Annotated in this window: 6 protein-coding genes and 1 CRISPR repeat array; of the genes, 1 reads left to right on the plus strand and 5 read right to left on the minus strand. The window is 31.4% G+C overall.

Annotated elements, in window-relative coordinates:
• Window positions 1–21: 21 nt before the first annotated feature.
• The 5 genes from HMPREF9333_RS01210 to HMPREF9333_RS12075 form a co-directional block, all read right to left on the minus strand.
• Window positions 22–2,337 carry a hypothetical protein gene (locus tag HMPREF9333_RS01210; protein ID WP_040882013.1) on the minus strand — a complete coding sequence of 772 codons (2,316 nt, stop codon included), beginning with the start codon at window positions 2,335–2,337 and terminating at the stop codon, window positions 22–24.
• A gap of 52 nt (window positions 2,338–2,389) precedes the next feature.
• A complete protein-coding gene (gene csm6, locus HMPREF9333_RS01215) occupies window positions 2,390–3,751 on the minus strand; it encodes a type III-A CRISPR-associated CARF protein Csm6 (RefSeq protein WP_005539201.1) in 1,362 nt (453 codons plus the stop codon).
• Between the two features lie 27 nt (window positions 3,752–3,778).
• Window positions 3,779–4,132: a CRISPR-associated endonuclease Cas2 gene (gene cas2, locus HMPREF9333_RS01220; RefSeq protein WP_005539202.1), complete on the minus strand. Its 354-nt coding sequence runs from the start codon at window positions 4,130–4,132 to the stop codon at window positions 3,779–3,781.
• Between the two features lie 2 nt (window positions 4,133–4,134).
• The gene (gene cas1 / locus HMPREF9333_RS01225; RefSeq protein ID WP_005539204.1) at window positions 4,135–5,145 is read right to left on the minus strand and encodes a CRISPR-associated endonuclease Cas1; all 1,011 of its coding nucleotides are present in this window, start codon (window positions 5,143–5,145) and stop codon (window positions 4,135–4,137) included.
• 645 nt (window positions 5,146–5,790) lie between these two features.
• On the minus strand, window positions 5,791–6,411 hold the full coding sequence (locus tag HMPREF9333_RS12075; protein WP_005539205.1) for a hypothetical protein: 621 nt from the start codon (window positions 6,409–6,411) through the stop codon (window positions 5,791–5,793).
• Between the two features lie 380 nt (window positions 6,412–6,791).
• Window positions 6,792–7,268: direct repeats of the CRISPR family, unit length 34 nt; unit sequence GTTTCCGTCCCCTTTCGGGGTTTTTATTTTCTAA.
• Between the two features lie 83 nt (window positions 7,269–7,351).
• Between HMPREF9333_RS12075 and HMPREF9333_RS01235 the strand changes: the two genes are divergently transcribed.
• Window positions 7,352–7,636 carry a transposase gene (locus tag HMPREF9333_RS01235; protein ID WP_005539206.1) on the plus strand — a complete coding sequence of 95 codons (285 nt, stop codon included), beginning with the start codon at window positions 7,352–7,354 and terminating at the stop codon, window positions 7,634–7,636.
• Window positions 7,637–7,647: the final 11 nt, after the last annotated feature.

Raw genomic sequence — 7,647 nt, forward strand, 5'->3', positions numbered from 1 at the left:
CTTTTATATAAATATTATTTTTTATCTTAATTTCATATAAATATTATCTTCAGTCCCAAAAACTGTATAATAGCCGCTCTTTTTACCGCCGACTATATTCATAACATTTTTATCCACCGTTTCTTTATTATTCTTATCTTTCCAAAGCTCTAAAGTCCCTCTCCATGTATCTTTGTTATAATTATCTATATATGCTACACTGCCGTCATCAAGAATTTTATATTCGTAAATATCATTTCCTATTCTTTCGACATCATTTCCGTTTAACTTATAAAGATTATATAAGTCATGATCATTTTCTCCGGTTTCCAGGTAGATAGTATCATTAACTATATTCAAAGCCCTAAATCCCGACTTAATTTTCCTTTTATCACAATATAAAACTGCATCTATATCAGAATAGATACCTTCTGCACCTTTGACATAATACAATTTTTTATTATAAATACCGTAAATCTTTCCGGCTCCACTGTCTAAAAGCTCAAAACCGCCTAATTCTCCATCTTTTAAATCCGCCTTATATAATTCAAAACCTGCTGAATTATAAATCTCATCTTTCGCTTTATTGATTTTTGAAGAAAAATATTTATAACTTCCATCAGATATACTTTTTATCTTATCCTCAGTTTCTTTATCGTTTTTAACTATATATATGCTATTACCCTCCTCATCAATATATACATCTCTTATATTATGACCGCCCTCTTCAAGCTTATAGACCTTATCTTCCAAAGCTGCTGCCACATCAAATGCCTGACTTTGTTTTAATAAAATATCTGTCATAAAATATCTGACTATGGAGTCGGAAGTTTTTTCATAATCCCAATGTGCGAAAGCCCCTGAATAATGTTCTCCTTCAAGGTCCAATTTAAATTGACTGGAATCAGCATCATAAACATAAAAATACTTTCCCAAAGGACTGCCGCTATCTTTATAGTATTCATAAATAAGCTTGTCCAGATTTAATTCTGTGTCTGTTGCTGCATCTTCATTATCTGAAATACTCTCATCAGAATAGTCCATATTTTCGTTAAGTTCATATATATAGTCGTCAAAAAGTGATGAAAGCTTTATTTTTTCAATTTTGTCCTTGTCAAAATATGTAAAGCTCACCGTTTTATTCAGTGTATTTGAAATTTCCCCATATACCAGTGTCGATGTTGACAGTTCTTTGCTGCCGTTCTTGTCATAATATGACAAAGTTCCAAAACATTCTCTATTAATAATTTTTTTAATATTTTCTTTAAATTCCATTTTCATCCGTTGCAAAGCATATTCTTTAAGTCCCTTATCCTTTATGACTTCTTTTTCTTCAGCCATTAATTCCTTATCTTCAATACTTATTTTCGGAATAGGTATTCCTGTTGCCTTATCAGGAATATCATCTTCTATTATCAGGTCGTAAAGTGAACTTTCTTTATTTTCTGAAAGGTAGTATAAGCCTCCTGTTTTTTTATTCATAAAGATTACTCCACTACCCAGTTCGGCAACAAAAACAGGTTCTTTTTTTTCATTATAGGTTTTTGTAATGTCGTCTATATAATATATATTATATGTATCTTTTTCATCTTTTACATAATATAAATTTGAAAAATCCTTACTATAAACAAATTTCCCGGCAATTACATTATCGGATATTTTATAAGATTCATTTTTAAAGTCATAAAAATACAAAGTGCCCTCTACTATATTTATAAAATCAGCTAAATCATCTACAAAATCCGGCATCCCCTTGGAACTGTAATCAACTTCGTTAAGATAAAGCATACTGCTCTCATCTTCACTAAGATTATACAATTCTATCCTATCTCCTATTTTTTTAGAATCTTTACCATCCCAAACATAAACTCCCAGTTCTATCTCTGTTCTATATAAAATTTTTCCGTTTTTCAGTACCTTGAAGTCTAAAACATTTGAAGCGATAGTTTCACTTTCTGTATCTCTTCCCTCATCTTTATTTATATCTTTTGTTTCATTTTTACGTTTAACTGCCTTAAGTGCTCTTGGATTGTAATCATCCATTGCTTCAAGATAATATATATATTTACCGTCAAAAGAATACTGTGCTTCTATAGATGAAGAGTCATACATACTATACCCCGGATTTTTTTTATATCTGTCGTTTGAAATCATTATTGCTTCGTCCTTATCAGGTATATGCTCATACAAACCGTTACTTTTAATATACATAAATTCCCTGCCTGTAAGGTTTGTCTTTAACTCCCCTTGCCCTGCGGTGCCATCTGCCTTTGTACAGCCGGAAAATACGGTTATAAGTAACATTATTATCGCAGTAAGCGGAACTAAATATTTATTTTTTTGTATATTTATTTTCATCATGCAGTCTCCTTTTACAAAAATGTTATTTTAATAAGTATTATATAAATGCTTATTTTTCAGTATAATTTATACCCTCAAGCTTTGATATTATTTTTTTATTCATTTTCTCATATGAATCCCATATATTCTTTTTATCTTTTTCATCTTTTAATACAAATTCATTTATAAGTGATTTTATATTATCAAATATTTTAGCAGAATTTATACCGGTTTCTTTTTCAATATTCTCATCGGTTATTGATACTATCTCATGTGCCGCAGGATTACGCATTATTTTTTCAACATCATGAAGTTTTTTGATTTTATCATATATATCAGGACTTGCTTTTTTATTAATTGTTACTTCATTATTAAGTTTTTCAATTAATTTATATAAATTACCGTTCCCGATATCTTTATAAAACGGAAAATCATCTTTAGTTATAACGCTATTTAAAACAGTATCGCCTTTGATTTTTTCCAAATCCCATTTTCTCATATTTTTGCCGTTATAACTCACATAATTATTTATATTGATATCATAAATAACTTTTATAATAATTTCATATAAATCAAGAAGTATCGGTGATATTGCTCTTATAAAATCAGCATATTCATGCTTTTTAATTTTTATACCCATAGCAAGAGTATATTCGACCATATTTAATTTATCATCATTTTCTTTTACGGGTATCCAACTGTCATATAAAGCTTTATTTTTTTCCCTTATCTTTTTAATATTAAGTTTAAGCCGGTCAGAAGCTGCACTAAGATACTTTTTTGCTTCACTAACATCTATTTCATTTATCTTATTCAGTATATCATATGCGGCAATATAATTATATGAATTTATATGTGCTTTTATATTTTCCCTCTGTATCTCCCAAAGCCATGCTATACTCCTTATCTGAGTACATCTATTTTCAGTTCCGTCTTCATTATCTTCATTTGCATCCCACTGTTCTGCCGCTTCATAGTTTTTCCTGTCCTCAATTGAGTTGTTCATACGCCTTTCAGGAGTTGAAACCTGTATTGGTATAAATTTTCCCAACGATACTACTGATTTTAAAATCAGTGCAGCTTTCATAGCCGGAGTACCTGAAGAGACATTCAAATAAATCGTATCATCATCTTTTGATTTTATATCAGATAAAATTTTTGTAAATCTGTCCATACATTTATCAAAATCATGCGCCTCTGTAAAATCAGGATCTTTTATTATATCATATTCAAATTTATGTCCAAGTTTTTCCTCAAGCTTTTCAAGGCAATAGGTATATCTTTGATCTTTTTCATGATAAGAGCATATCTCCTTTGACATATAAAAAATAACTTTATCAGGTTTATAATATCTGCATATGTGTAAAAATGCCCCATCTCTGAAATTAGATATAGGATCGGTTCCCCCTACAGGTGAAAATAAAATCTTCATAACGTTAAATTCCCCTCTTTATTATATTTAAATTATTATTATATCATTTTCTTCTTCTGAATAATCAAAGCTTCCTATAACAGTTATTTCTTCAGTTCCACGCAATTTATATATCCGTATATTATCCTCCTTTAAAGTAATACTTCTTAATCCTGATATCATTTTATCATAAAGCTTCTTATTTAACTTTGCTTCAAATGCAGATTTTTGTACACGTCTTCCAAACCTCATAAGATATTTGGCTATTTTAAGTCTATGTTTATTATCTATAATATCATATATTACAAGGACTGTATATTTCGTCTTACTGTCCGGAGCATATTCCTCCTCATAATGCTCCTCTTCCTCCATAAGCATCTTTTCAATACTGTATTCATCCATAGTTATCGTATAATTAATGGTTCATATAGATCTGCATTATGTTCATCGATACACTTTGCAAGATTTTTTACCTGCCACCATATTCCCTTTCTAAAGCTTATAGGTCCGTCAAGAAAACTGAAATAATTCATATTTGTATTCATTTTTTGCTCAAGTTTTTTTATTATGATTTTTATTCCTTTATCTGATATTATCACGGCACCTGTTTCAATATCTTTGCTAAACTCATCTATGGATATTTCATTACCTCTTATAAGGCTAAGAGCAAGCGAGTCAACCAACACCGCTCTCCACTCCTCAATTAAATCGCTTACAAGTGCAGGATGGTTATTCTTTATCTGATGTATAAAACCTATATATGGATTGATACACCTGCTTTCCAGTTCAGCAAATATTTCATGAAATACTATTGTATATCCAAAACTTATCATTGAATTAAATGCATCTTTAGGAGGTCTTCTGCTTCTACCTTCGAATTTAAACTCATTCCATACCAGTTTTGAAAGTGCCTGAAAATAATATCTTGCAGCAATCCCCTCATATCCTGTAACTTCTTCAATTGATTTTGCACGGTATATATCTTTTTCACTAAGCGACATATACTTGTATTCCTCACTTATATCCTCTATGTTTACATAATTGCGTATATATCGTTTTAATATTACCATCTGATTATGTATCTTAGCTTTTTGTATTTTTTGGGCAAACTTAAGCCTAAATTGTATATCATCTGCGGCATATATCTGTTTTTTTATTCTCTCTGCATTATGATGTGTAGTAGATACCAATCTTCCAAAGTAATCCCCATACTTTGATAAAAATGTTACGGTAATCCCTCTTTTCAGACACTCCTTAACACATTGCGTTGTCATCTCTATATTTCCCATAATCATAACAGATTCCAGAGTTTCCTGAGGTACGGTGCGCCTTAGCCCTCCCTTTGAATCAATGACAAAGCATACGTCTCTAACACTGAATTTCTCCCCATGTTCGGTAATATACAATATCGACATTTTACTTAACCATACCTCCTGATCATAGCAATAATACAATCTCTATTTTTATATATAATTATATATAAACTATTCCTCTTTTTATGCAAAATTATAAATAATATATATAATCACAGCCTTCTTTATATTTACACCGTTTCGATATAAAATTAACTATCTGTGCTTGTTTTTCCTCTTAAATTTATTTCTTTAACTATTTACAGAAATCAAAATTGCAGCTTCACTGTCTGTTACTATTTACGCACCCCTTTCGGGGTATTTATTTTCTAAATTAATATTAAAACAATATGTCGGACATCGATAGCGTTCATAATTTTCCGTCCCCTACCTGAGTATTCATTTTCTAATGCAGATCATAACATAATAATCTAAAATAATCAACGGCTCTAAGCTTTCACCCTGTCATGGTGTTTATTTTCCAAATTAACTAAAAAAGAGACCGTACAATCCGTGTACGATCTCTTTCATCTCCTGCCGAGGTACTTATTTTCTAACTACAAAATAAAGAGCTTTTCAACAAAATCCTTACTGTTTTCGTATCCTATCAGAGTATTTATTTTCTAATTTCCTTGCAAAACATTACAGTAAATAACGGTTATCATTCACTATAACACTTATCTACAAACATAATAGGATTAAACGAAACTAATTGCTAAACCATGCACTTATTATTTTTCCGCTATAAACTTCCAGCCAAAGAGTTTCACCTATATCAAGATGCCGAGATGTGGTTTTAAAGCCTTCCTTGGTTAAGTAAGCTTCTATTCCCGCTCCGCTAAGCAGATAGAATATACTGTAATCTTCAACTTCAAGCCATTCTTCGGTATACCCTAAATTCTCATTATCTGATTGACGATATAAATATCCTTTTATATGTAAAGTATCACCATCCCATTCAACCATATCTTTTCTGTCGGAAATAAAATAAAATTTTCCCGTCAAACCTGCAAGATTGTTGGTATACGGATCCCATTTACCGTCAGCTCCTACCCAATAGCCGCCTCCAATCATCTGATTTGTAGCCATAGCACCGTCAGCCCCCAGGTAATAATCACCAATCCATTGTTCCGCCACCATGTAGCCGTCCTTATTAAAATAATACCATTTTGAATCACTGTCCTGAAACCAGGTATTTGCACAGTAACCGCCTCCTGATAACTTGTACCACCAACCTATATGATCTCTCTGCCAACTGCCTGCATATGTGCATATACTGCTGAGGACAGTCATTACAGAAAGTGTAAGGACACAAACTAATTTCTTCATAAATTAAACAAACCTCCTTAAAAATATAATGTCTATTTGCAGATTCCAAGCAGAGTATTTCTTGCCGGTTCTTGCCTATATACAGATAATAATATTAAATATAAAAAAAATATATTATTCACTGAATACTCTTTTTCAAAAATTCAAAATATTATTCAATGGATAATATACTCTTTAAGGTCTTTCCATACTATGAGGTTTAAAAAATACTTTTTATGTAACCTGATCGGTCGTTTCTTTAGCCGGTCAGGATACCACTTTACATAAGAAAACAATATTTCAGTATTATGTTCATAGGATTTGCAGATAGGTTCCGTCCCCTGTTGGGGGTATTTCTAAGTATAACAGTATCGAATATGACGCTAAAAAAACACTTCAAAGTTTCCGTCCCCTGTCGGAGTTTTTATTTTCTAATGAGCGTGCCATATTAGTTGATGTATATATGCCATCCATAGTTTCCGTCCCCCATCGGGGTTTTTATTTTCTAATGAAAAAAATGTCAGCAGTAGAAAAACTATTAAATACCGTTTCCGTCCCCTATCGGGGTTTTTATTTTCTAATGGAACACCACAGTTATGTTGAACTATACTTTGGAAGGTTTCCGTCCCCTTTCGGGGTTTTTATTTTCTAATAAGTTCTCTTGAAGATGTTGGTGTTAAGGCAAATAAAAAGTTTCCGTCCCCTTTCGGGGTTTTTATTTTCTAATTAATAAAAAGTAAAATTATGCCAAAACTAATAATAGCAGCGTTTCCGTCCCCTTTCGGGGTTTTTATTTTCTAATTGTGTTGGGTGGACGGCTGATGAATATGGGGTTTTTAAAAATGTTTCCGTCCCCTTTCGGGGTTTTTATTTTCTAAATATTACTTTGTACTGATATAATTAATTTGTAACACTCTGTTCGAATAATATATAATATTTATTATCCAAGGAGGACATAAAAATGTCAGTACGTTACAGTGAAGACTTTAAAAAAGAAGTCGTTAGAGCCTATATGACCGGCGACAAATCTTACATTCAGCTTTCAGCAGAATATAACATTGCTAAAAGTACTATTAGTCAATGGGTTAACAAATACCAAGAAGAATGCCTTTATACCACTCACAGTACCACTGAATCCAATGAAGCAAAAGAAATCAGAAGACTTAATCAATTACTTAATGAGAAAGATAAGGAAATATCTTTCCTAAAAAAAGCAGCGGCATTCTTTGCGAAGGAAATCGATTAGTGGTATATCGA

This window comes from Johnsonella ignava ATCC 51276, from assembly GCF_000235445.1.
Lineage (GTDB): Bacteria > Bacillota > Clostridia > Lachnospirales > Lachnospiraceae > Johnsonella > Johnsonella ignava.